At 71.8% G+C, this 20,818-nt stretch carries 13 protein-coding genes; 7 read left to right on the forward strand and 6 right to left on the reverse strand.

Features of this window, described 5'->3' with window-relative positions; genetic code table 11:
* Positions 1–2: 2 nt before the first annotated feature.
* The 3 genes from treS to glgX all read right to left on the reverse strand — a co-directional run bounded on the left by treS (position 3) and on the right by glgX (position 6,170).
* Complete coding sequence (treS, locus tag IGS67_RS03235) at positions 3–1,772, reverse strand: maltose alpha-D-glucosyltransferase (RefSeq protein ID WP_192277729.1); 1,770 nt, start codon at positions 1,770–1,772, stop codon at positions 3–5.
* Positions 1,769–3,823 (reverse strand): alpha-1,4-glucan--maltose-1-phosphate maltosyltransferase, encoded by a 2,055-nt coding sequence (locus IGS67_RS03240; protein ID WP_192277902.1) that lies wholly within the window; start codon positions 3,821–3,823, stop codon positions 1,769–1,771. The genes treS and IGS67_RS03240 overlap by 4 nt, the downstream gene beginning before the upstream one ends.
* Before the next feature lie 163 nt (positions 3,824–3,986).
* Positions 3,987–6,170, reverse strand: a complete 2,184-nt coding sequence (gene glgX, locus IGS67_RS03245; protein ID WP_192277731.1) for a glycogen debranching protein GlgX — start codon at positions 6,168–6,170, stop codon at positions 3,987–3,989.
* Between the two features lie 175 nt (positions 6,171–6,345).
* Between glgX and IGS67_RS03250 the strand changes: the two genes are divergently transcribed.
* From IGS67_RS03250 to IGS67_RS03275, 6 genes are all read left to right on the forward strand, one after another.
* Positions 6,346–7,155 carry an electron transfer flavoprotein subunit beta/FixA family protein gene (locus IGS67_RS03250; protein ID WP_192277733.1) on the forward strand — a complete coding sequence of 270 codons (810 nt, stop codon included), beginning with the start codon at positions 6,346–6,348 and terminating at the stop codon, positions 7,153–7,155.
* 12 nt (positions 7,156–7,167) lie between these two features.
* Positions 7,168–8,142 carry an electron transfer flavoprotein subunit alpha/FixB family protein gene (locus IGS67_RS03255; protein ID WP_192277735.1) on the forward strand — a complete coding sequence of 325 codons (975 nt, stop codon included), beginning with the start codon at positions 7,168–7,170 and terminating at the stop codon, positions 8,140–8,142.
* A gap of 64 nt (positions 8,143–8,206) precedes the next feature.
* Positions 8,207–9,469: a cysteine desulfurase family protein gene (locus IGS67_RS03260; protein WP_192277737.1), complete on the forward strand. Its 1,263-nt coding sequence runs from the start codon at positions 8,207–8,209 to the stop codon at positions 9,467–9,469.
* Positions 9,466–10,596: a tRNA 2-thiouridine(34) synthase MnmA gene (gene mnmA, locus IGS67_RS03265; RefSeq protein WP_192277739.1), complete on the forward strand. Its 1,131-nt coding sequence runs from the start codon at positions 9,466–9,468 to the stop codon at positions 10,594–10,596. Before IGS67_RS03260 ends, mnmA begins: the two co-directional genes overlap by 4 nt.
* Positions 10,597–10,823: 227 nt before the next feature.
* On the forward strand, positions 10,824–11,768 hold the full coding sequence (locus IGS67_RS03270; RefSeq protein WP_328741384.1) for a uroporphyrinogen decarboxylase/cobalamine-independent methonine synthase family protein: 945 nt from the start codon (positions 10,824–10,826) through the stop codon (positions 11,766–11,768).
* 153 nt (positions 11,769–11,921) lie between these two features.
* The gene (locus IGS67_RS03275; RefSeq protein WP_192277741.1) at positions 11,922–14,237 is read left to right on the forward strand and encodes a peptidoglycan DD-metalloendopeptidase family protein; all 2,316 of its coding nucleotides are present in this window, start codon (positions 11,922–11,924) and stop codon (positions 14,235–14,237) included.
* 31 nt (positions 14,238–14,268) lie between these two features.
* Here IGS67_RS03275 and IGS67_RS03280 read toward each other — a convergent pair whose 3' ends face one another.
* A complete protein-coding gene (locus IGS67_RS03280; RefSeq protein ID WP_192277744.1) occupies positions 14,269–16,392 on the reverse strand; it encodes a prolyl oligopeptidase family serine peptidase in 2,124 nt (707 codons plus the stop codon).
* A 112-nt stretch (positions 16,393–16,504) separates the two neighbouring features.
* Here IGS67_RS03280 and ligA point away from each other — a divergent pair, with 112 nt between their 5' ends.
* On the forward strand, positions 16,505–18,823 hold the full coding sequence (gene ligA / locus IGS67_RS03285) for an NAD-dependent DNA ligase LigA (protein WP_192277906.1): 2,319 nt from the start codon (positions 16,505–16,507) through the stop codon (positions 18,821–18,823).
* Between the two features lie 12 nt (positions 18,824–18,835).
* Here the strand turns inward: ligA and IGS67_RS03290 are convergent, their stop codons facing one another.
* Both IGS67_RS03290 and IGS67_RS03295 read right to left on the reverse strand, forming a co-directional pair.
* Positions 18,836–19,498: a ThuA domain-containing protein gene (locus tag IGS67_RS03290; protein WP_192277746.1), complete on the reverse strand. Its 663-nt coding sequence runs from the start codon at positions 19,496–19,498 to the stop codon at positions 18,836–18,838.
* Between the two features lie 82 nt (positions 19,499–19,580).
* Entirely contained in the window at positions 19,581–20,765 is a 1,185-nt protein-coding gene (locus IGS67_RS03295) for an ROK family protein (RefSeq protein ID WP_235977487.1), read from the reverse strand.
* Between the last annotated feature and the right edge of the window lie 53 nt (positions 20,766–20,818).

The following is a 20,818-nucleotide window of genomic DNA, read 5'->3' on the forward strand; positions in this document are numbered from 1 at the left end:
CCTCAGCTGGCCGTCGTCGACGTCGCCGGCGTGAGCGACACCCAGTGGAAGTCGCGCGCCCCGAAGGTCCACCGCACCGAGCCGTCGGCCGCGACCGTGCCGAGCACGGCGCCGCCGAAGAGGTCCGTGAGCGTCGCACCCGCATGCCCGGGAAGCATGAGGGTCGCGGCACGTGCCGTAGCACCGAGGTTCGCGAGGCACAGCAGCGTCTCGTCGGCTGTCGTCCGGAGGAAAGCGAGCACGGACTCGTCGTCCGCCGGCACCGGCGTGAACGTGCCGAGCCCGAACGCCGGGTGCCGCCGCCGGACCGTGAGCATGCCGTGCACCCAGTGGAGGAGCGAGCCCGGCATCGCGAGCTGCGCCTCGACGTTCGTGCCCTCGTAGGTGTGTCCGAGCGAGCGCACGACCGGCAGGTAGAGCTTGCCGGGATCCGCCGTCGAGAAGCCCGCATTGCGGTCCGGCGTCCACTGCATGGGGGTGCGCACGCCGTCGCGGTCCTCGAGCCAGATGTTGTCGCCCATGGCGATCTCGTCGCCGTAGTAGAGGCAGGGGCTGCCCGGGAGCGACAGGAGGAGGGCGTGCGCGAGCTCGATCTCCTTGCGGGAGCCTCCGAGCAGCGGCGCGAGCCGCCGGCGGATGCCGACGTTCGCACGCATGCGCGGGTCGGGCGCGTACCAGCCGTACATCGCGGCACGCTCCTCGGTCGACACCATCTCGAGCGTGAGCTCGTCATGGTTGCGCAGGAACGTCGACCACTGCGCGCCCGCCGGGATCTCCGGGGTGTCCGCGAGGATCTCGAGGATCTTCGTCGCCTTCTGGTCTCGCAGCGCGTAGTAGATGCGCGGCATGACGGGGAAGTGGAAGCACATGTGGCACTCGGGGGCTTCCTCGGTGCCGAAGTACTCGACGACCTCGCCCGGCCACTGGTTCGCCTCCGCGAGCATGATCGTGCCCGGGAACTCCGCGTCGACCATCGCCCGAACGCGCGCGAGGAACTCGTGGGTGCGCGGCAGGTTCTCGCAGTTTGTGCCTTCCTCCTCGAAGAGGTACGGCACGGCGTCGAGCCGGAAGCCGTCGACGCCCACACGGCACCAGAATCGTGCGACGTCGAGCATCGCTTCCTGGACGGCGGGGTTCTCGAAGTTGAGGTCCGGCTGGTGGGAGAAGAACCGGTGCCAGAAGTACTGGCGGCGCACCGCGTCGAACGTCCAGTTCGACGTCTCCGTGTCGACGAAGATGATGCGGGCGTCGCCGTACCGTGTCGGGTCGTCGCCCCACACGTAGAAGTCGCCGTACGGGCCGTCCGGGTCCTGCCGCGACGCCTGGAACCACGGGTGAGCGTCGCTCGTGTGGTTCATGACGAGGTCGATGATGACGCGCATGCCGCGCGCGTGCGCAGCCTCGATGAGCTCCGTGAAGTCCTCGAGCGTCCCGTACTGCTCGGCGATCGCCGTGTAGTCCGCGACGTCGTAGCCACCGTCACGCAGCGGCGACGGGTAGAACGGCGGCAGCCACAGGCAGTCGACGCCGAGCCACTGCAGGTAGTCGAGCCGGTCGACGAGGCCGCGCAGGTCGCCCGATCCTGACGCTGTCGAGTCGGAGAACGCCCGCACGAGCACCTCGTAGAAGACCGCGGTCCGGTACCACTCGGGGTCGTCGGACAGCGCACGAGGCACGGCCGGGACCGTGGGGCGACGCTGCGGCGGCAGCGCCGCAGCAGCGAGCTGGCCGGTCACGGGTGCTGGCTCAGGCATCCGGGGAATCGTCGTCATGGCGTCGTCACCTCGATGATGTGCGCGGGGCGGCCCGGCTCGAGCCGCACGAACGCTCGACGGCCCCACGCGTACGTCTCGCCTGTGAGCAGGTCGTGCGCGTTGAAGCGCGGCTCGTCGTCGTCCGCGGGCTCGAGGCCGAGGGCCACGAGGTCGAGGTCGACCATCGACTCCTGCGGACCCCACGGGTCGAGGGAGACGACCGTGATGACGGTGTCGGGGCGGCCATCCGCCGTGAACTCACCGCCGAGGTGCGAGGAGAACGCGACGACCTGGTCGTTCGTCGTGCCGTGCACCGTAAGGTTCCTCAGCTGGCGCAGCGACGGGTGCGCGCGGCGGATCTCGTTGAGCCGCGTGAGCAGACCCGTGAGACGCGCAGCCTCGGGAGCAGACCAGTCGCGCGGCTTGAACTCGTACTTCTCGTTGTCGATCTGCTCCTCGGCGCCAGGTCGCGCGACACGCTCGGCAAACTCGTAGCCCGAATAGATGCCCCACGTCGGCGATCCCGTCGCGGCGAGCACCGCGCGGATCGCGAAGATCTCCTCGCCCCCGTGCTGCATCGTCGGCGTGAGGATGTCGTGCGTCGTCGGCCAGAAGCTCGGCCGCATGACCGAGCCGACCTCGTCCGACACCTCCGCGAGGTACGACGTGATCTCCTCACGCGTGTTGCGCCACGTGAAGTACGTGTACGACTGCTGGAACCCGATGCGCGCGAGCGTGAGCATCATCGCGGGACGCGTGAACGCCTCTGCGAGGAAGATCACCTCGGGATGCGTCGCCCGGATGCTCGTGAGCAGCCGCTCCCAGAAGTCGAGCGGCTTCGTGTGCGGGTTGTCGACGCGGAACGCCGTCACCCCGTGATCGATCCACAGGCGCACGACGCGCTCGATCTCCGCCTCGATGCCCGCGGGGTCGAGGTCGAAGTTCAGCGGGTAGATGTCCTGGTACTTCTTCGGCGGGTTCTCCGCGTACGCGATCGTGCCGTCGACTCGCGTCGTGAACCACTCGGGGTGCTCCGTCACCCACGGGTGGTCCGGCGAGCACTGCAGCGCGAGGTCGAGCGCGACCTCCATGCCGAGGCTGCGAGCACGCGCGACGAACGCGTCGAAGTCGTCGAAGGTCCCGAGCTCGGGATGGATCGCGTCGTGACCGCCGTCGGGCGAGCCGATCGCGTACGGCGAGCCAGGGTCGCCCGGGAGCGCCTCGAGCGAGTTGTTGCGCCCCTTGCGGAACGTCGTGCCGATCGGGTGGATCGGGGTGAGGTAGACGATGTCGAAGCCCATCGCGGCGATGCCCGGCAGGCGCTCGGCCGCGGTCCGCAGTGTGCCCGAGCGCCACGAGCGCGTTGCGGCGTCGTAGACCGCGCCCTCCGAGCGCGGGAACATCTCGTACCACGCACCCGCGAGCGCAAGCTCGCGGCTCACGACGAGCGGGTAGTCCGCGGACGGCGAGACGTGGTCACGCAGGGGCGACCGCAGGACGAGGATGTCGCGGACGTCGTCCGCGAGCGCCGCCGAGAGACGGTCCTGCGGGGTCGACCGGGTGTCGGCGAGCGTCGTCCGGACGCGCTCGAGCGTCGAGCGGTCCGCGGCGTCGAGCGCGAGCTCGGCGAGGACACGGTCCATGAGCCGCACACCCTCGGCGAGCATGAGCTCAACGTCGACGCCCGCAGCGATCTTCACGGCCGCGTCGTGCGTCCACGTCCCGTACGGGTCCGACCACCCCTCGACGCGGAACGTCCACTCGCCCGGTGCGTCAGGCGCGACGCGGGCCTCGAGGCGGTCGAGCCCCGGCGCGATGTCGACCATGCGGGCGCTCGCGCGGACTGTGCCGTCGGGCGCGACGAGCACGGCGGTCGCGGCGACCGCGTCGTGCCCTTCGCGGAAGACTGTCGCGCGGACCGGCACGGCCTCGCCGACGGCGGCCTTCGCGGGCCAGCGGCCCTGCTCGACGGTCGGGGAGACGTCGACGACGGGGATGCGGCCGATCGGTGTCGGCAGGACCGGGACGGGCTGCGCGACGCGCGGGGCCGGGGCGACTGGTGCGCTGATGCGCACGGCGTGGCCCGGGTTCGCGGCGGCACTGACGGGGCGGGGGCGCTTGTTCCTGCTCACAGGTCGAACCTAGCCCGTGGGACGGGTCTCTCGCGCGTCGCCACGCTCCCGGCGGGTCCCGGCAATGGGCGTCGGGGGACCGTGACCAGCGAACCTGCGGTCAGCGGGCGCCCTCGACGTAGAGCCGCATGCTCAGCGGCTCGAGCTCGGTGTCTGGGTCGTCGAACGGCTCGAGGTGCTGGTCCGGGTGCTCCCACGAGGAGTCCCACACGAGCTCCCAGCCGACATGGGACTCGGGGAGCGCGGCGTCGACGACGTCGAGGGACCCGTTGAGGACGATGAGAACCGCCGGGTCGGCGACGTCCGCCGTCCGGCGCACCATCTGCAGCACACGACGCGACGTGTCGTTCCACTCGGCCGGCGACATCGGTGTGCCCGCCTCCGTATACCACGCGAGGTCGAGCCCGTCGTCCGGACGCGACTCGTACGGACGGCCGCGGTAGAAGCGCGCGGGACGCAGCGCCGCGAGCTCGGCGCGGCGCGCGAGGAGGTAGCGCGTCGTCGCGAGGAGGTCGGCCTCGGGGCCCGTCGCGTCGAACCGCGGCCGCGTGAGCTCGTTGTCCTGGCAGTATGCGTTGTTGTTGCCCTGCTGGCTGTGCCCCACCTCATCGCCCGCAGTGAGCATGGGCGTGCCCGCCGAGAGGAGGAGCGTGCCGAGAAGGTTGCGGTGCGAGCGTCGACGCAGCGCCGCGATCCCGTCGCCGTCGTCGACGTCGGGGCCCTCGATCCCGTGGTTCCACGACCGATTGTCGTCCGTCCCGTCGCGGTTGTCCTCCCCGTTGGCCTCGTTGTGCTTGTGGTCGTAGCGTGTGAGGTCGGCCATGGTGAAGCCGTCGTGCGCCGTGACGAAGTTGATCGAGGCGACCGGGCCGCGCTCGAGCGGCGGGTCGGAGTGACCGAAGAGGTCGGCCGAGCCGGACAGCCGCGTCGCGAGGTCCCGCAGCCCGTGACCCGTGCGGCCGTGCGAGAGCTCGCGCGCGTCGGCGAGCCAGAACTGCCGCACCGCGGAGCGGTAGCGGTCGTTCCACTCGCCGAACGGCTCCTTGAAGCTGCCGGTCTGCCAGCCGCCCGGACCGACATCCCAGGGTTCCGCGACGAGTTTGACGTCGGCGAGCGTCGGGTCGGTCGCCAGCGCGACGAGGAACGGGTGGACGTTCGTGAAGCCGTCGTGGTGGCGTCCGAGCGTCACGGCGAGGTCGAAGCGGAAGCCGTCGACACCGATCTCCTGGGTCCAGTAGCGCACCGAGTCGAGAGCCGCCTGGATGGGCCTCGTTCGCCGGTGGTCGAGCGTGTTGCCGCAGCCCGTCGTGTCGGCGAACCGGGCAGGCGTGCCGCCGTCGTGCATGTAGTGGACGGTCGCGTCGAGGCCGCGCCACGACAGCTGCATGCCGTCCGTGCCGCCCTCCGCGGTGTGGTTGTGGACGACATCGAGCATGACCTCGAGCCCGGCCTCGTGCAGGAGCGCGACCATGCCCTTGACCTCGTCGAGCACGGCCGTCGGGCCCTGCGCACGTGCCGCGGCGGTCGCATACGACGGCTCGGGCGCGAAGAACCCGAGCGTGTTGTAGCCCCAGTAGTTCACCCGGCCCTGCGAGAGGAGGTGCGGCTCGGACACCTTCGCGTGGATCGGCAGGAGCTCGAGCGTCGTCACGCCGAGCGAGCGCAGGTGCGCGATCGTCGCGGGGTGCGCGACTCCCGCATACGTGCCGCGCAGCGCGTCGGGAACGCCGGGCAGGTGAGCCGTGAGGCCCTGGACGTGGGCTTCGTAGACGACGGTCCGCGACCACGGGACGTGCGGCCGCTCGTGCACGGGGCGGTAGGTGGGGTCGACGACGACCGAGAGCGGGACGTGCCCGAGCGAGTCGAGGTCCGACGGCAGCGGCAGGCCGTCCTCGCCGCGCGTGTCCCAGGCGTGGCCGTAGACCGCCGGCCCGTGGACGAGCGCGCCGTCGAGGCCTCGCGCGTACGGGTCGACGAGGATCTTGGCGGGGTTGTACCGCAGGCCGACGCGCGGGTCCCAGCGACCGTGGGCCCGGAACCCGTACCGCTGGCCGTCGCCCACGCCGGGCACCGTCGTGTGCCACACCCCGCGCGCACCCCGCGTCATCGGCAGGCGTTCCTCGGCCCAGCCCGAGGCCGTCGCGGGGTCGCGCTCGAGGAGGCACAGCTCGACGAGGTCGGCGTGCGAGGCGAACACCGCGAACGAGGTGCCGCCGGGGACGACGCGCGCGCCGAGCGGGGGCGTCCGCTCGTCGGTCGCGGTGCGTGCGGCGGTCGTCGTCATGGTGGTGGTCTCCTCGAGCGTAGGGTCCCGCGGTGCGCGCCGGGGCCGACCATCGATCCTACCGTCGCGCCGGGACCGGATGGCGGGACGTCCGCCACGCCACGCACGCGACCGCGCCGTGGGGCGATAGCCTCGACGGGTCCGGTCCCGGCCCCTCCAGGAGGCTCGCAGCGTCATGGCCCGCAGAATCGTCGTGGTCGTCAAGCACGTCCCTAACATCCACTCCGCCCGCGCGTTCGCGGACGGCCGCACGGTGCGCGGCGCGGAGGACGGCTCGCTCAACGAGCTCGACGAGCACCCCGTCGAGGAAGCGGTGCGGATCCTCGAGGGGCTCGACGAGGCCGAGCGTGCAGAGTCCGAGATCGTCGTCATCACCGTCGGTCCCGCCGAGGCGGTCGACGCGCTGCGGCGCGCCTTCCAGCTGGGTGCGACGACCGCGATCCACGTCAACGACGAGGCGCTCGCGGGCTCCGACTACGCGGGCACCGCGAAGGCGCTCGCCGCTGCGGTGCGCAAGGTCGCGGCCGACGGCCCGATCGACCTCGTCCTCGCGGGCATGGCGGCGCTCGACGGACTCGGCTCGGTCGTGCCCGCGCTCCTCGCCGCCGAGCTCGGCCTGCCGCAGCTCACGAACGCCGGCAAGCTCGAGCTCGACGGGGCCACGGCGCGCGTCGAGCGTGTCGTCGACGGCGCGACCGAGGTCCTCGAGGCGCCGCTGCCCGCGGTCGTCTCCGTCAACGACCACATCAACCGGCCCCGCTTCCCGAACTTCAAGCTCATCATGGCGGCGCGCACCAAGCCCGTGACGACGTGGACCCTCGCGGACCTCGGCGTCGACGCGGCCGAGGTCGGCGAGGCCGGAGCCCGCACCCGCGTCCTGTCGGCCGAGCCGCGCCCCGAGCGCGCGCCCGTCGAGATCCACGTCGATGCCGGCGCGGGCGGCGAGGCCCTCGTCGAGTTCCTCGTCCGCCGCGGCCTGGTCTGAGAGGAGACCCCCATGACCCGTCACATCTCCGTCGTCCTGCTCGACGACGTCACCGGCGCGCTGCGCGGACCTGACCTCGAGCTCCTCACCGTCGCGCGGACGCTCGGTCCGGTGCGTGCCGTCGCGTTCGAGGCGCCGTCGGCCGACGCGCTCGCGGCGCTCGGCACGTACGGCGTCGCTGACGTCGTCCACCTCGACGTCGACGGCGAGCCGCACCTCACGGGCGTGGCCGCGGCCGCGCTCGCACCCGTCCTCACGGACGCGCGCGTGCTCCTCGCCCGCGCGACGTTCGCCAACAAGGAGGTGCTCGCGCGCCTCGCCCACCTCACCGGGGCGGGCCTCCTCATCGACGCCGCGCGCGTCGGCGAGCACGACGGCCTCGTCGCCGGGTGGAAGCGCGTGTTCGCGGGTTCGTGGGACGTCGACTCGGTCGTGACGACCGAACTCGCGCTCCTCACGGTGCGACCCAACGCGGTGCGGCCCGTGCCGGCCGACGCACCCGCCGACCCGGTCGTCCGTGCCGTGGCGCTCGACGCCGCAGCCGCGGAGGCCGCCGCGGGCGGCGTCCGCCTCGTGTCGCGCACGCTCCACGAGACCTCGGGCTCGGCGCGCCCGCCGCTCGCCGAGGCGAGCGTCGTCGTCGCGGGCGGGCGTGGGACGCTCGGCGACTTCGGGCCCGTTGAGGACCTCGCCGACGCGCTCGGCGCCGCGATCGGCGCGACCCGCGACGCCGTCGACGAAGGCTGGATCGACCACGACGCGCAGGTCGGCCAGACCGGCGTGACGATCACCCCGCACCTCTACATCGGCGCCGGTATCTCGGGCGCGCCCCACCACCGCGGCGGCATGCAGGCGTCCGAGGTCATCGTCGCTGTGAACTCCGACCCGGAGTGCCCGATCTTCGAGATCTGCGACTTCGCGGTCGTCGGCGACCTCGCGACCGTCCTGCCTCAGGCGGCCGCCGCTCTGCGGGCCCGGACGGCCTGAGCCGACCCGCGCACGTCCCGGACGCCGCGGCCACCGACGAGAGGGTCGCGGCGTCCTTCGTAGGATGGGGGGCGTGACACCTCCCGCCTACCTCGACCACGCCGCGACGACCCCGATGTCGCCTGCGGCGGTCGCGGCGTACACCGAGCAGCTCGCGATCGCGGGCAATCCGTCGTCGCTCCACACCGCGGGCCGCGCCGCCCGCCGCGTCGTGGAGGAGGCGCGCGAGTCGATCGCGGCGTCGCTCGGCGCGCGCCCCAGCGAGGTTGTCCTCACCGCGGGCGGCACCGAGGCCGACAACCTCGCGATCAAGGGCCTCTTCTGGGCGCGCCGCACGGGGCACCCCGAACGCACGCGCGTCCTCGTCTCCGCCGTCGAGCACCACGCGGTGCTCGACCCTGCGTTCTGGCTCGCAGAGCACGCGGGCGCCGAGATCGTCCTCCTGCCGGTCGACGCGACCGGCCGCCTCGACCTCGACGCGCTCGGCGCCGAGCTCGCCGCGCACGCCGAGGAGACCGCGCTCGTCTCCGTCATGTGGGCGAACAACGAGATCGGCACTGTGCAGCCCGTCGCAGACGTCGTGCGGCTCGCGCACGCGCACGGCGTGCCCGTCCACTGTGACGCCGTCCAGGCCGCGGGCATCCTGCCCGTCGACTTCGGCGCGAGCGGCCTCGACGCGATGACCGTCACCGCGCACAAGCTCGGCGGCCCCGTGGGCGTCGGTGCGCTCGTTGTCGGGCGCACCGTCGACCTCGTGCCCGTCCTCCACGGCGGCGGCCAGGAACGCGGTGTGCGCTCAGGGACGCTCGACGCTGCGGGTGCGCGCGCATTCGCGGTCGCACTCGCCGAGGTCGTTGCTGCCCGCGACGTCGAGGCTGCGCGCCTCGCCGCGCTCCGGGACGAGCTCGTCACCGGCGTGCTCGCGCGCGTGCCTGACGCGACGCTCCGCGGCCCTGCACTGGACGCCCGGACCGACGACGGGGGGGTGGCGCGCCTGCCCGGCAACGCGCACCTCACGTTCGACGGCTGCGAGGGCGACTCGCTCCTCTACCTGCTCGACTCCGCGGGCGTCGAGGCGTCGACCGGCTCGGCGTGCCAGGCCGGCGTGCCGCAGCCCTCGCACGTGCTCCTCGCGCTCGGTCTCACCGAGCACGAGGCTCGCGGCGCTCTGCGGTTCTCGTTCGGCGCGACGTCGACGTCCGCGGACGTCGCGCGCGTGCTCGACGTCCTGCCCGGCGTCGTCGAGCGGGCCCGCGCTGCGGGCCTCGCCTCGCCCGCGCGCCGCAGCGTGCCGACGGGCCCGGCTGCGGTCGGGGGTGCCGCATGAGGGTGCTCGCCGCGATGTCCGGCGGCGTCGACTCGGCGCTCGCGGCCGCTCTCGCGCTCGAGGCCGGGCACGAGGTCGTCGGCGTCCACATGGCGCTCGCACGCGAGCGGGCCCAGATGCGCACGGGCTCGCGCGGCTGCTGCTCGATCGAGGACGCGGGCGACGCCCGGCGTGCGGCTGACGTCCTCGGCATCCCGTACTACGTGTGGGACCTCTCCGAGACGTTCGAGGAGACCGTCGTCGCGGACTTCCTCGCCGAGTACGCCGCGGGCCGCACCCCGAACCCGTGCGTGCGCTGCAACGAGCACGTGAAGTTCGACACGCTGCTCGACAAGGCGACTGCCCTCGGCTTCGACGCGGTCGCGACGGGCCACTACGCGCGGATCGTCGAGACCGACGGGCGGCGCGAGCTGCACCGCTCGCCCAACACGGACAAGGACCAGTCGTACGTCCTCGCCGTCATGGGATCCGAGAGGCTCGCCCGGTCGATCTTCCCGCTCGGCGGCTTCACGTCGAAGGCCGACGTCCGTGCGGAGGCCGCGCGTCGCGGGCTCGGCGTCTCGACAAAGCCGGACTCCTACGACATCTGCTTCGTCGCCGACGGTGACACGCAGGGCTTCCTGCGCTCGCGGCTCGGCTCGCAGCCCGGCGAGATCCTCGACGAGTCCGGGCAGGTCGTCGGCGAGCACGACGGCGCCTACGCGTACACCGTCGGGCAGCGTCGCGGCCTCCACCTCGGGCGTCCCGCGCCCGACGGCCGACCGCGCTACGTGCTCGAGGTGCGGACGGGCACCAACCAGGTCATCGTCGGGGCCGCCGAGTTGCTCACGGTCGACCGCGTCACGGGCGACGGCACGGTGTGGCTTGCCGACGACGTCGACGCGTCGGGCGGCATCGAGGCAGAGGTCCAGGTGCGCGCGCACGGGGCGCCCGTGCCCGCGGTCGTTACCCGGACCGGCACGGGCCTTGTCGCCGACCTCACGGGGACGCGCCTGCGCGGCGTTGCCGCCGGGCAGTCGCTCGTCGTCTACCGGGGCACGCGGGTGCTGGGGCAAGCGACGGTGACGAGCGCTGGACGGCGGGCGGCCTCCGCGGGCGCGACGTCTGCTGTGGGCATTGGCCGTTGAGCGAGGTACTGCGGCTTGGGGCGGACGGTGCGACAGGCGCCGTCACGACGGACGGCATCGTTGCGAACGGCATCGTTTCGAGCGATGCCGCGCTCGGTGGGACCGCGCCCGCGACCTTCGCACCTCGTGCCCTTCCCGGCGCGGTTGCGCCGCTCGCGTGGCCCGGGACGGAGCCGCTTGAGGCGCTCATGACGGTGCTTGGCGACACCGACGAGGCCCCGGCCGACGTGCGTGCGCTCGCGACCCTGCCGGTCCTTGCCGCGCGCGGGCCGGGATCTGACCGGGTCGGCCGGACGGCGTCACTGCTTGACGGCATGCCCGTGGAGTTGGGCCCGCACGGTTGGCGGCTTGCCGACCACGCGGGCGTGGACCTCGAGCGAGCACGGGCGGCGCACCGGGAGGATCTCGACGCTCTTGCGGTTGCCGCTGTCGGCTGGGCGGGGGAGATCGTCGTCGAGGCCGTCGGGCCGTGGTCGCTTGCGGCATCGCTGTGGCTTGCGCGCGGGGATCGCGTGCTGTGCGACGACGGCGCCGTTGCAGATCTGGGTGCTGCGCTTGCCGAGGCGCTGACCCGTCGCGTGCACGATGTGCGCAGGCAGGCTCCGGGCGCGCACGTCACGGTGTTGCTTGCCGAGCCCCTCGTCGGGCAAGTCGTTGCGGGGGTACTCCCGACGTTCTCGGGGCATGCCCGGTTGCGCGCGGTGCCGCGCCCGCGTGTGCTTGAGGTGCTTTCGCCGGTTGTCGCCGCCGTGCGCGCGGCCGACGCCCGCGTGGTTGTGCACGTGGGGACGGCCGTGGGCGGCGTGGCTCCCGCGGTGCTTGCCGGGGCCGACGGGGTCGGGCTCGACGCCGGGCCCTGGGATGAGCGCCGGTGGGAGACGATCGCGACGGCTGTTGAGCGTGGGGTTGAGCTCTGGCAGGGGCTGCCTCCCGCCCGCGTGTCGTCGTGTGCGGGCCCGGACCTTGTCGCACTCGCGCGGCTCGTTGCCGAGCCGTGGCGCCGCGTGGGACTGCCAGCCGCTGACCTCGCGCGGGTTGTGCTCCACGAAGCGCTCGGCGAGGTGCGGGTTGATCCCGCACCGCCCGCGCAGCGGTCGGTTGACGAGGCGCGGGCGGCGGGCCGGAATCTGCGGCGGACGGCGCTGCTTCTTGCAGAGCGCGCGGCGGGCTGAGGTCCGCGGACACGCAATGCCAGGCGGTGCGGGAGCACACTCGTGCCGTTCCGGGTGTCCGGATGCGATGCGGACGGAAAAGCGGACGTGCCACATCGATACGGAAGTCGCGAGACGCTGGTGTCGTCATCGCCCACCTGCCACTTTCTTTGCATGCACTCAACGAAGCTCCTCCGATTGCCGCGGACGCCGCGGCTCGTCGCAGTTCTCGTCGCGCTCTTGCTGGGTCTTGTTGGTATCGGCATCGTCACGCCGATCGCTTCAGCGAGCCCAACAGTGGCGCTTGCCGGCGCGGGGATACCGCTTGCCGCCGCGCGATCGTTCACTCAAGCCCCCGTGCCAAAGATCACTGGCAAGCTGATCGTCGGGAAGAAAGTGCGTGCGAGCACTGGGAAGTGGGCGCCGAAGGCGCGGCTCTCCTATCAGTGGTACCGCGGAAAGGCCAAGATTAAGGGAGCGCGGAGTGCTACCTACACGCTCGTTGCTGCCGATCGCGGCAAGCGAGTCAGCGTCAGGGTCACTGGTCGGGCGAAGGGGCGAACGACCATCGTTCGCGCATCGCGGCCATCGGCTCGGGTTGCGGCCGGGCGTTTTCAAGCGAGCGATCCATCGATCACGGGGACTGCTGCAGTCGGGAAGACCCTGCAGGGATCGATCAGCGCATGGAAACCGAAGGCGCGTATCGCACTTCAGTGGTACCGGAGCGAACGTGCGATCGAGGGTGCTACCGGGACGACCTACGCTCTGACGGCCTCGGATGTCGGCCACAAGATCTCTCTGCGTGCCCAGGGAACGCGCAAGGGCTACGCGACGGCGACTCGCTCGTCGCAGCCCACTGCAGTCGTAGCGGCGGGGAGCTTTACCTCGACGCCCGCACCGACGGTGACGGGGAACCTGAAGGTCGCGGCGGTACTCACCGCGACGACCGCCGCCTGGCAGCCGGCCGCCACCTTGAGCTACCAGTGGTTCCGGGGAGCTGCCGCGATTCCCGGAGCGACAAAGGCTACATATCGCCTCGTTGATGCTGACGCTGGCTCCCGAATTCGCGTGAGGGTCACCGGCGTTCGGACAGGGTTTGCGACGACTTCACGAGATAGTGGATTCACCAGCGAGGTAGTTGGCGCGATCACTGGAACAACACCTCGTATCACGGGGTCTGCGGTTGTCGGATCGACGCTGCGGGGAGAGCCTGGCACGTGGAACCCTGCGGGTGTGGCGCTCAACTACCAGTGGAAGCTCGACGGTGTGCCGATTTCTGGCGCGACCGCCGCGACCTTCACGCTGGGGCAGGAGCATCTGCGGAAGAGTATTTCTGTGACGGTCACCGGCCGACGCGCGGGATATGCGTCCCTTTCGCTGACTTCGCCCGCGCTATCCGTCGGAGCGCCGTCGACGCTCGGGGCTAATCAGGCGCTGCGGCGTGGCGGTGAGCTTTGGTCGCCGACGGGAAGCTATCGGCTCGTCATGCAGGGCGATGGAAACCTCGTTCTTTACGGTCCGGCAGGGGCTGTGTGGGCCTCGGGCGGAAGCGACGCAAGCAGGGTCGTCATGCAGAGTGACGGCAACCTTGTGAGCTACAACGATGGCGGCACCGCACGATGGTCAACGGGATCTTGGGGGTCCGGCGGAACCAGGCTTTCTGTGCAGGACGACGGGAATCTTGTCATCTATGACGCGGGTGGAACTGCGCGATGGGCGAAGAACGTCGTCGGCTTCATCACGGTTCACACAGGGTCCAAGGCGGGAAGTCAGTCAGGAACGCAGAGCCAGTCGGCCGCGACACTGTCGAGCACAATGTTCCGCGTCTACGGCGTCGGTACGCGGGTGCCCGTAGTTTGCGGGGTGACGAACGGTCAGGCGGTTTCTGGCAGCGCCACTCCTGGGACGTCGAAGTCGACGGTGTGGCATCGCTTGCTCTGGGGAGACTGGGTTCCGGATGCGGACTTCCTGACAGGCGTCGACGGCCTCATTCCTCGGGGCAGGCTCGGTTTCACGGCCAATGAGCCAAACTGCGGCGGCAATGCGGCGACGTCGACGTCGCTACCTGGGGTCAACGGTTGGGTGTTCCCGATCCAACCGCACGCGACGCTCACGACATACTCCGGACATAACGGCGATGACTTCCCGGTTCCGAATGGGACTCCTGTCTATGCGATGTACGGGGGAACCGTGAGCATTCCAGCTGCCTACCGGGTGGATGCGAGTTGGTGCCCGGTGCCTGCAGCAGTCGGGCGTACGCAGCAGGATCTCATCGTGACGTCCGTCCGAGACGGTAAGACCTATCGTTTCGATTATGCGCACATGAGGAGTTTCAGTGTGTCTTCAGGTCAGACCGTTCGGGCCGGGGATCTTCTGGGTTACTCAGGTGACCGTGGCTGCGTCACAGGACCACACCTGCACATCGACATCAAGGTCAACGGTCAGGCGAACGTGGTGTATCCGCACAACCTCATAGGTTGGAAGTACTGACGGTTCTAGAGAGGCCGACGGCGGAGTTCCTCTACTCCGCCGTCGGCACCTGGAGCCGCTCCCAGCAGAACGTGTAGGCGAGCGCCGAGAGATGCGCGGCCTGGCGGTTGTCGGCGGCGCCCCCGTGTCCGCCCTCAAGATTCTCGTAGTAGGTGACGTCGGCTCCGAGAGCTTCGAGTAGCGCGGTCGCCTTGCGGGCGTGGCCGGGGTGGACGCGGTCGTCCTTCGTCGACGTCGTCAGCAGGACGGGCGGGTACGCGACCCCGGGCCGCAGCAGGTGGTAGGGCGAGAACGTGCGGATGAACTCCCACTGCGCGGGGTCGTCGGGGTCGCCGTACTCGGCCTGCCAGGACGCGCCTGCGAGCAGGTGCGTGTACCGGTGCATGTCGAGGAGCGGCACCTGGACGACGATCGCGCCGAAGAGCTCGGGGTAGCTCGCGAGCATGTTGCCTGTGAGCAGGCCGCCGTTCGAGCCGCCCTTGCACGCGAGGTGCGCGTGGTCGGTGATGCCGCGTGCGACGACGTCGCGCGCGACGGCCGCGAAGTCCTCGTACGCGCGGTGGCGGTTCTCCTTGAGCGCGGCTGCGTGCCACGCGGGCCCGTACTCGCCGCCGCCGCGGATGTTGGCGACGACGTACGTGCCACCGCGGGCGAGCCACGCGCGGCCGAGGACCCCCGAGTAGTCCGCGGTGAGGGAGATCTCGAAGCCGCCGTAGCCGTACAGGAGCGTGGGGACCGGGCCGTCGCCCTTGCGCGCCGCGGGATCGCCGTGGACGACGAAGTACGGCACGCGCGTGCCGTCGTCCGACACGGCGGTGTGCTGCTCCCAGTGCATCGTGGACGCGTCGAAGAACGAGGGGGCGGCCTTGAGGGACTCGCGCGGACGCGCCCCGGTCGCGTCGACGCGCACGAGGGTCGGCGGGGTGAGGAAGTCGGTCGCGGTGACCCACAGGTCGTCGTGCATGTCGCGGTCGACGGCCCCGACGGCAAGCGTCGCCGCGGACGGCGCCCCGGGCAGGGCGGCGCGCTGCCACGCGCCGCTCGGGGCGTCGGGCGGCGTGAGGACCTCGATGCGGTGACGAACGTCCTCGAGCACGGTGAGGACGACGCGGCTGCGGGTCCACGTGACGTTCTCGAGCGCGCTCGTCGGGGTCGGGGCGAAGAGCACGACGGGCTCGTGAGCTCCTGCGAGCAGCGCGTCGAGCCGAGCGGCGAGGAGCGTCCCGCCGGGGTGCACCGTCCCCGCGACCTCCCACGGCTCGCGCAGCCGGACGAGGGCCCAGGGGCCGTGGAGGAGGACGTCCGCGGAACGGGGTGCGGGCACGAGCACGGGCGTGTCCGCCCCGTCGAGAACGTACGTCTCGGAGTCGTAGAAGGCGATCGACCGCGTGACGACGTCGCGCTCGAACCCGGGAGTGCGCTCGTGGTGGGCGGAGATGTAGAGGTCGTCGGCGAGGCCCTCGTAGACGACCTCTGCGGTGCTCATCGGGGTCCCACGGCGCCAGCGACGCACGACGCGCGGGTAACCCGAGCGCGTCGACGAGGCCTCGTCCTCCGCGGAGAAGACGAAGACGGTGTCGCGGTCGATCCATGCGAGCCCACCCTTGGCCTCGGGCCGCACGAAGCCTCCGTCGGCAGGATCGACGAACGCGAGCGTCGCGAGGTCGTACTCACGGTCGACGTCGGCATCGGAACCGCCGTGCGAGAGCGTGACGATCGCGCGGTCGAGGTCGGGCCTCAGGAGGCTCGCGCCGTGCCACACCCAGTCCTCGCCCTCCGCCTCGTTGAGCGCGTCGAGGTCGAGGAGGACCTCCCAGACGGGCTCGTCGGTGCGGTAGGACTCTTCCGACGTCCGGCGCCAGAGCCCGCGCGGGTGCTCGGCGTCGCGCCAGAAGTTGTAGAGGTGGTCGCGCGCCGCGCCGACGTAGGGGATGCGGGCGTCGTCGTCGAGCACCTCGAGCACCTCGGCCTCGATCTCGGCGAGGAGCCCACCGCCGGCGAGCCGCGCGTTCGCGGCCTTGCCGCGCTCGCGGGCCCACGCGAGCGGGGCGTCGCCGCTCACGTCCTCGAGCCACGCGTACGGGTCGGCGCCCGGGAGGGGGAGCGTGACGTCGGTCGGGATCTGGTGCGGCTGGGCAGCAGGGGGCGTCGGCATGGTGACACGGTAGCCGGGGCGACGGACATCGCAGCGTACGGGGTGCCGTGACCTGCGGTGACGTCCCCGGGGCCGGGCGAGCCCGCGCCCGATGTCCGACCCCCTTGGCATGATGGTGGACGTGACCGACGCCGACGCTCCCGCCACCCCCGCCGAGCCTGACTCTGCCGCGCACGCGCGCTGGACCGAACTCGCCCAGACCGTGACGGCGCACCAGTTCGCCTACTACGTCAAGGACGCCCCGCTCGTCTCCGACGGCGAGTTCGACGCGCTCCTCGGCGAGCTCACAGCGCTCGAGGACCGCTTCCCGTCGCTGCGCACCCCTGAGTCGCCGACGCAGCGGGTCGGCGGCACGTTCTCGACGGATTTCGCGGCGGTCGACCACGTCGAGCGCATGCTCTCGCTCGACAACGCGTTCTCGTTCGAGGACGTCGAGGCATGGGCGAGCCGCGTCCGTCACGGCGTCGGGGACGCGGAGATCCACTACCTCACCGAGGTGAAGATCGACGGCCTCGCGATCGCGCTCGTGTACGAGAAGGGACGGCTCGTGCGCGCGGTGACGCGCGGCGACGGGCGCACCGGTGAGGACGTCACGCTCAACGTCCGCACCCTCGCGTCGGTGCCTCACGAGCTCGGCGGCGACCCCGCGACGCACCCGGACCTCGTCGAGGTGCGGGGCGAGGTCTTCTTCCCGGTCGAGCAGTTCGAGGCGCTCAACGCTGCCCAGGTCGCCGCGGGACGTGCGCCGTTCGCGAACCCGCGCAACGCGGCGGCCGGGTCGCTGCGCCAGAAGGACCCGCGGGTCACGGCGTCGCGCGCGCTCGCGATGTACGCGCATGGTGTCGGCGCGCTCGTGTGGGGCGACGCGGCCGTGCCCGCGGCCTTCGCCGACGGCCGCGTGCGGCAGTCGCAGGAGTACGACCTCTTGGCGGCGTGGGGCGTGCCCGTCTCGCCGCACAACCGCGTGTGCGACGACCTCGACGGAGTCCGCGAGTTCGTCGCGCACTTCGCGCAGCACCGCCACGACATCGAGCACGAGCTCGACGGTGTCGTCATCAAGGTCGACGAGGTCGCGCTGCAGCAGCGGCTCGGCGCGACGAGCCGGGCTCCGCGCTGGGCGATCGCGTACAAGTACCCGCCCGAGGAGGTGACGACGCGCCTCCTTGACATCGTCGTCGGGGTCGGCCGCACGGGCCGCGCGACACCGTACGCGGTCATGGAGCCGGTGCGGGTCGCGGGCTCGGTCGTTCGCCAAGCGACCCTCCACAACCAGGACGTCGTCAGAGCCAAGGGCGTCCGCATCGGCGACATGGTCGTGCTCCGCAAGGCGGGCGACGTCATCCCGGAGATCGTCGGCCCCGTCGAGGCTGCGGCGGACGACGGCACCCCGCGACGCGACTTCGTCATGCCAGCCGTGTGCCCCGAGTGCGGAGCGACGCTCCGCCCCATGAAAGAGGGCGACGTCGATCTCCGGTGCCCCAACGCGCGCTCGTGCCCCGCGCAGGTGCGGGGTCGCGTCGAGCACATCGGCTCGCGCGGCGGTCTCGACATCGAGGTTCTCGGCGAGGTGACCGCCGCAGCGCTCACGCAGCCGCTCGTCCCCGAGGTGCCGCCGCTCGAGACCGAGGCGGGTCTCTTCGACCTCACTGAGGCCGACCTCGTGCCCATCCGCGTCGTCGTCAAGGACGCCGAGACGGGGCTGCCCAAGGTTGACGAGGACGGCCAGGCCAAGGAACGCACCCCGTTCGCGCGTCGTGCGACGAAGAAGGACCACGTCGCGTGGGCCGAGGAGCGCGGACTCACGTTCGAGGAGGCGCAGGCGTCGGGCGAGCTCCCGGCCGTCGTGCCGTCGGCGGCCGCCGGCAAGCTCGTCGCCGAGCTCGCGAAGGCCCGGACGAAGGACCTCTGGCGGATCCTCGTCTCGCTCAACATCCGGCACGTCGGACCGTCGGCGGCGCGCGCGCTCGCGGACCACTTCGGCTCCCTCGACCTCGTGCGGACGGCGACGGCCGAGGAGCTCGCAGCGGTCGAGGGCGTGGGCCCGACGATCGCGGCGGAGATCCGCGCATGGTTCGGCGTCGACTGGCACGAGGAGATCGTCGAGCGCTGGCGCGCGTCGGGCGTGCGTTTCGAGACCCCGGGACACCCCGGGCCGGGGGCCCCGAAGGAGGAGGTGTCAGGCGTGCTCGACGGACTGACCGTCGTCGTCACGGGAGGTCTCGAAGGTTTCACGCGCGACGGTGCCAAGGAGGCGATCCTTGCGGCCGGCGGCAAGTCTGCGGGTTCCGTCTCGAAGAAGACGGACTTCGTCGTCGTCGGTGAGAACGCGGGGTCCAAGGAGACGAAGGCGCGCGAGCTCGGCCTCCGGATCCTCGACGAGGCGCAGTTCGTGCGCCTCCTTGCGGAAGGCCCGTCGGCGTTCGACGCGTGAGCGGCGGGGCTCTCAGCCTCGCGCGGCCCAGAGGAGCCCGCGCTCGATGATCGTGCGCACCTGCGGGACCGCGAGGTCCGCGAGGTGGTGCCCGGGGGCGCACACGACGATCCGGCCCGCGCCCCAGCGCCGCGTCCACACGGCGGGATGCGTCGAAGCTCCGTCCCAGGGGTCGTCGGGGCCGGCATCGATCGTCGTCGTCGCGAGGACGTCGAGCAGCGGGTCGGTGAGGAGCCAGTAGCGCTCGGAGCGCAGCGTGAAGTCCTCGAGACCGGCGACGACGGGGTGGTCGGCGCGCTCGGGGACGATGCGCACGGCGTGCTCGACGGAGTCGCCGGGGTGAGCGGCGAACTGAGCGCCCATGAGGTGGAGGTACTCGGCGGACATCCGGAAGGAGTCGACGACGCCACCGTGCCAGCCGACGAGCCCCGTCCCGGCGGCGACGGCGGCGCGCAGGCCGTGGACCTCGTCGCCGAGGATCTCCCCCATCGTCCAGGACTGCAGGACGAGGTCGGTCTGGGACATGAGCTCGGTGTCCGCGTAGACCTCGAGGGAGTCGGAGACGACGACCGTGAACCCGGAGTCCTCGAGAAAGGGGACGAAGAGGTCGGTCGCCTCCTGCGGGGCGTGCCCGTCCCACCCTCCTCGGACGACGAGGGCCTGGCGTGCGGTCATCGGTGACTCCTCTGACGGAGGGTGGTGGACGGCGGTGTCCTGCTCCGACCGTAGCGGTCGGGTGCGGGGGAGGGCGAGCACCCTACTGGACGAGCGCCTCGACGGCGACGGCCGAGAGGACGGCGTCGGTCGCCATGACGCTCGCGCCGAGGACGCCTGCGCGGGTCCGGGTGCGGGACGTGACGATGCGCAGGTGCTGGGTCGCGAGCGGGAGCGAGCGTTGGTAGACGACCTCACGGATGCCGGCGATGAGGTGTTCGCCGGCCTCGGCGAGCGCCCCGCCGACGACGATCATCGACGGGTTGAGCATGCTCACGCAGGTCGCGAGGACAGCGCCGAGCTCGCGTCCGGCCTGGCGGACCTCGGAGCTCGCGGTCGTGTCGCCCGCGCGGACGAGGGCGACGACGTCGGCGGTCGTGCGGACGTCGCGGCCGGTGTCGCGGAGGCGTGCGACGAGCGCGCCGCCTCCGGCGACGGCCTCGAGGCAGCCGGTGTTGCCGCAGCGGCACAGGACGTCCTGTCGGCCGGGGACCGCGACGTGCCCGAGGTCGCCGGCGGCGCCCTGGGCGCCGCGGCGGATGCTGCCGTCGGAGATGATGCCGGCGCCGATGCCGGTCGCGACCTTGACGAGGAGGAGGTGGTCGACGTCGGGCCAGGTGGTGGCGTGCTCGCCGAGCGCCATGATGTTGACGTCGTTGTCGACGAGGACGGGGGCGCCGAGGGCGCGGCGCAGGACGCCGGGGACGTCGGCGTCGTCCCAGCCGGGCATGATCGGCGGGCTGATGGGGCGTCCGCTCGTGTGCTCGACGGGGCCGGGGAGGCCGACGCCGATGCTCACGAGGTCGGTGCGGGGTCGGCCCGAGGAGGTGATCATCTCGTCGGCGAGCTCGATGACCCGTGTGAGGACGCGGTCCGGTCCGTCGGCGATGTCGAGGTCCTCGGAGTGCTCGACGAGGACGTTCGACGCGAGGTCGGTGAGGGCGAGGCGGGCGTGGGTCGCGCCGAGGTCGACGGCGAGGACGACGCGGGCGCCGGGGTTGAAGGCGAAGGTCGCGGGTGGTCGGCCGCCGGTCGAGACGGCTTCTCCTGCGGGGGCGACGAGTCCTGAAGCGAGGAGGAGGTCGACGCGGGCGGCGATCGTGGAGCGTGCCTGGCCGGTGGTCTGGGCGAGGTCGGCGCGGGTGCGTGGTGTCCCGTCGCGGAGCAGCTGGAACATCTCGCCGACGCCGGTGCCGCGCGGTGCGAACTTCGTGGAGTCGTCGACCATGCGCACAGTGAACCACGTCCGCTTCTGCAGGTCACGTTCGCGTAACACGCACG

The organism is Flavimobilis rhizosphaerae (genome assembly GCF_014852685.1).
GTDB classification, from domain to species: domain Bacteria; phylum Actinomycetota; class Actinomycetes; order Actinomycetales; family Cellulomonadaceae; genus Flavimobilis; species Flavimobilis rhizosphaerae.

Coding starts and splice junctions, on each gene's coding strand:
- IGS67_RS03280 (WP_192277744.1), bottom strand. CDS start 16,392: ATGCCGACGCCCCCTGCTGCCCAGCCGCACCAGATCCCGACCGACGTC.
- IGS67_RS03295 (WP_235977487.1), bottom strand. CDS start 20,765: ATGGTCGACGACTCCACGAAGTTCGCACCGCGCGGCACCGGCGTCGGC.
- IGS67_RS03255 (WP_192277735.1), top strand. CDS start 7,168: ATGACCCGTCACATCTCCGTCGTCCTGCTCGACGACGTCACCGGCGCG.
- ligA (WP_192277906.1), top strand. CDS start 16,505: ATGGTGGACGTGACCGACGCCGACGCTCCCGCCACCCCCGCCGAGCCT.
- IGS67_RS03275 (WP_192277741.1), top strand. CDS start 11,922: ATGCACTCAACGAAGCTCCTCCGATTGCCGCGGACGCCGCGGCTCGTC.
- IGS67_RS03260 (WP_192277737.1), top strand. CDS start 8,207: ATGGGGGGCGTGACACCTCCCGCCTACCTCGACCACGCCGCGACGACC.
- treS (WP_192277729.1), bottom strand. CDS start 1,772: ATGACGACGATTCCCCGGATGCCTGAGCCAGCACCCGTGACCGGCCAG.
- mnmA (WP_192277739.1), top strand. CDS start 9,466: ATGAGGGTGCTCGCCGCGATGTCCGGCGGCGTCGACTCGGCGCTCGCG.
- IGS67_RS03290 (WP_192277746.1), bottom strand. CDS start 19,498: ATGACCGCACGCCAGGCCCTCGTCGTCCGAGGAGGGTGGGACGGGCAC.
- glgX (WP_192277731.1), bottom strand. CDS start 6,170: ATGACGACGACCGCCGCACGCACCGCGACCGACGAGCGGACGCCCCCG.
- IGS67_RS03250 (WP_192277733.1), top strand. CDS start 6,346: ATGGCCCGCAGAATCGTCGTGGTCGTCAAGCACGTCCCTAACATCCAC.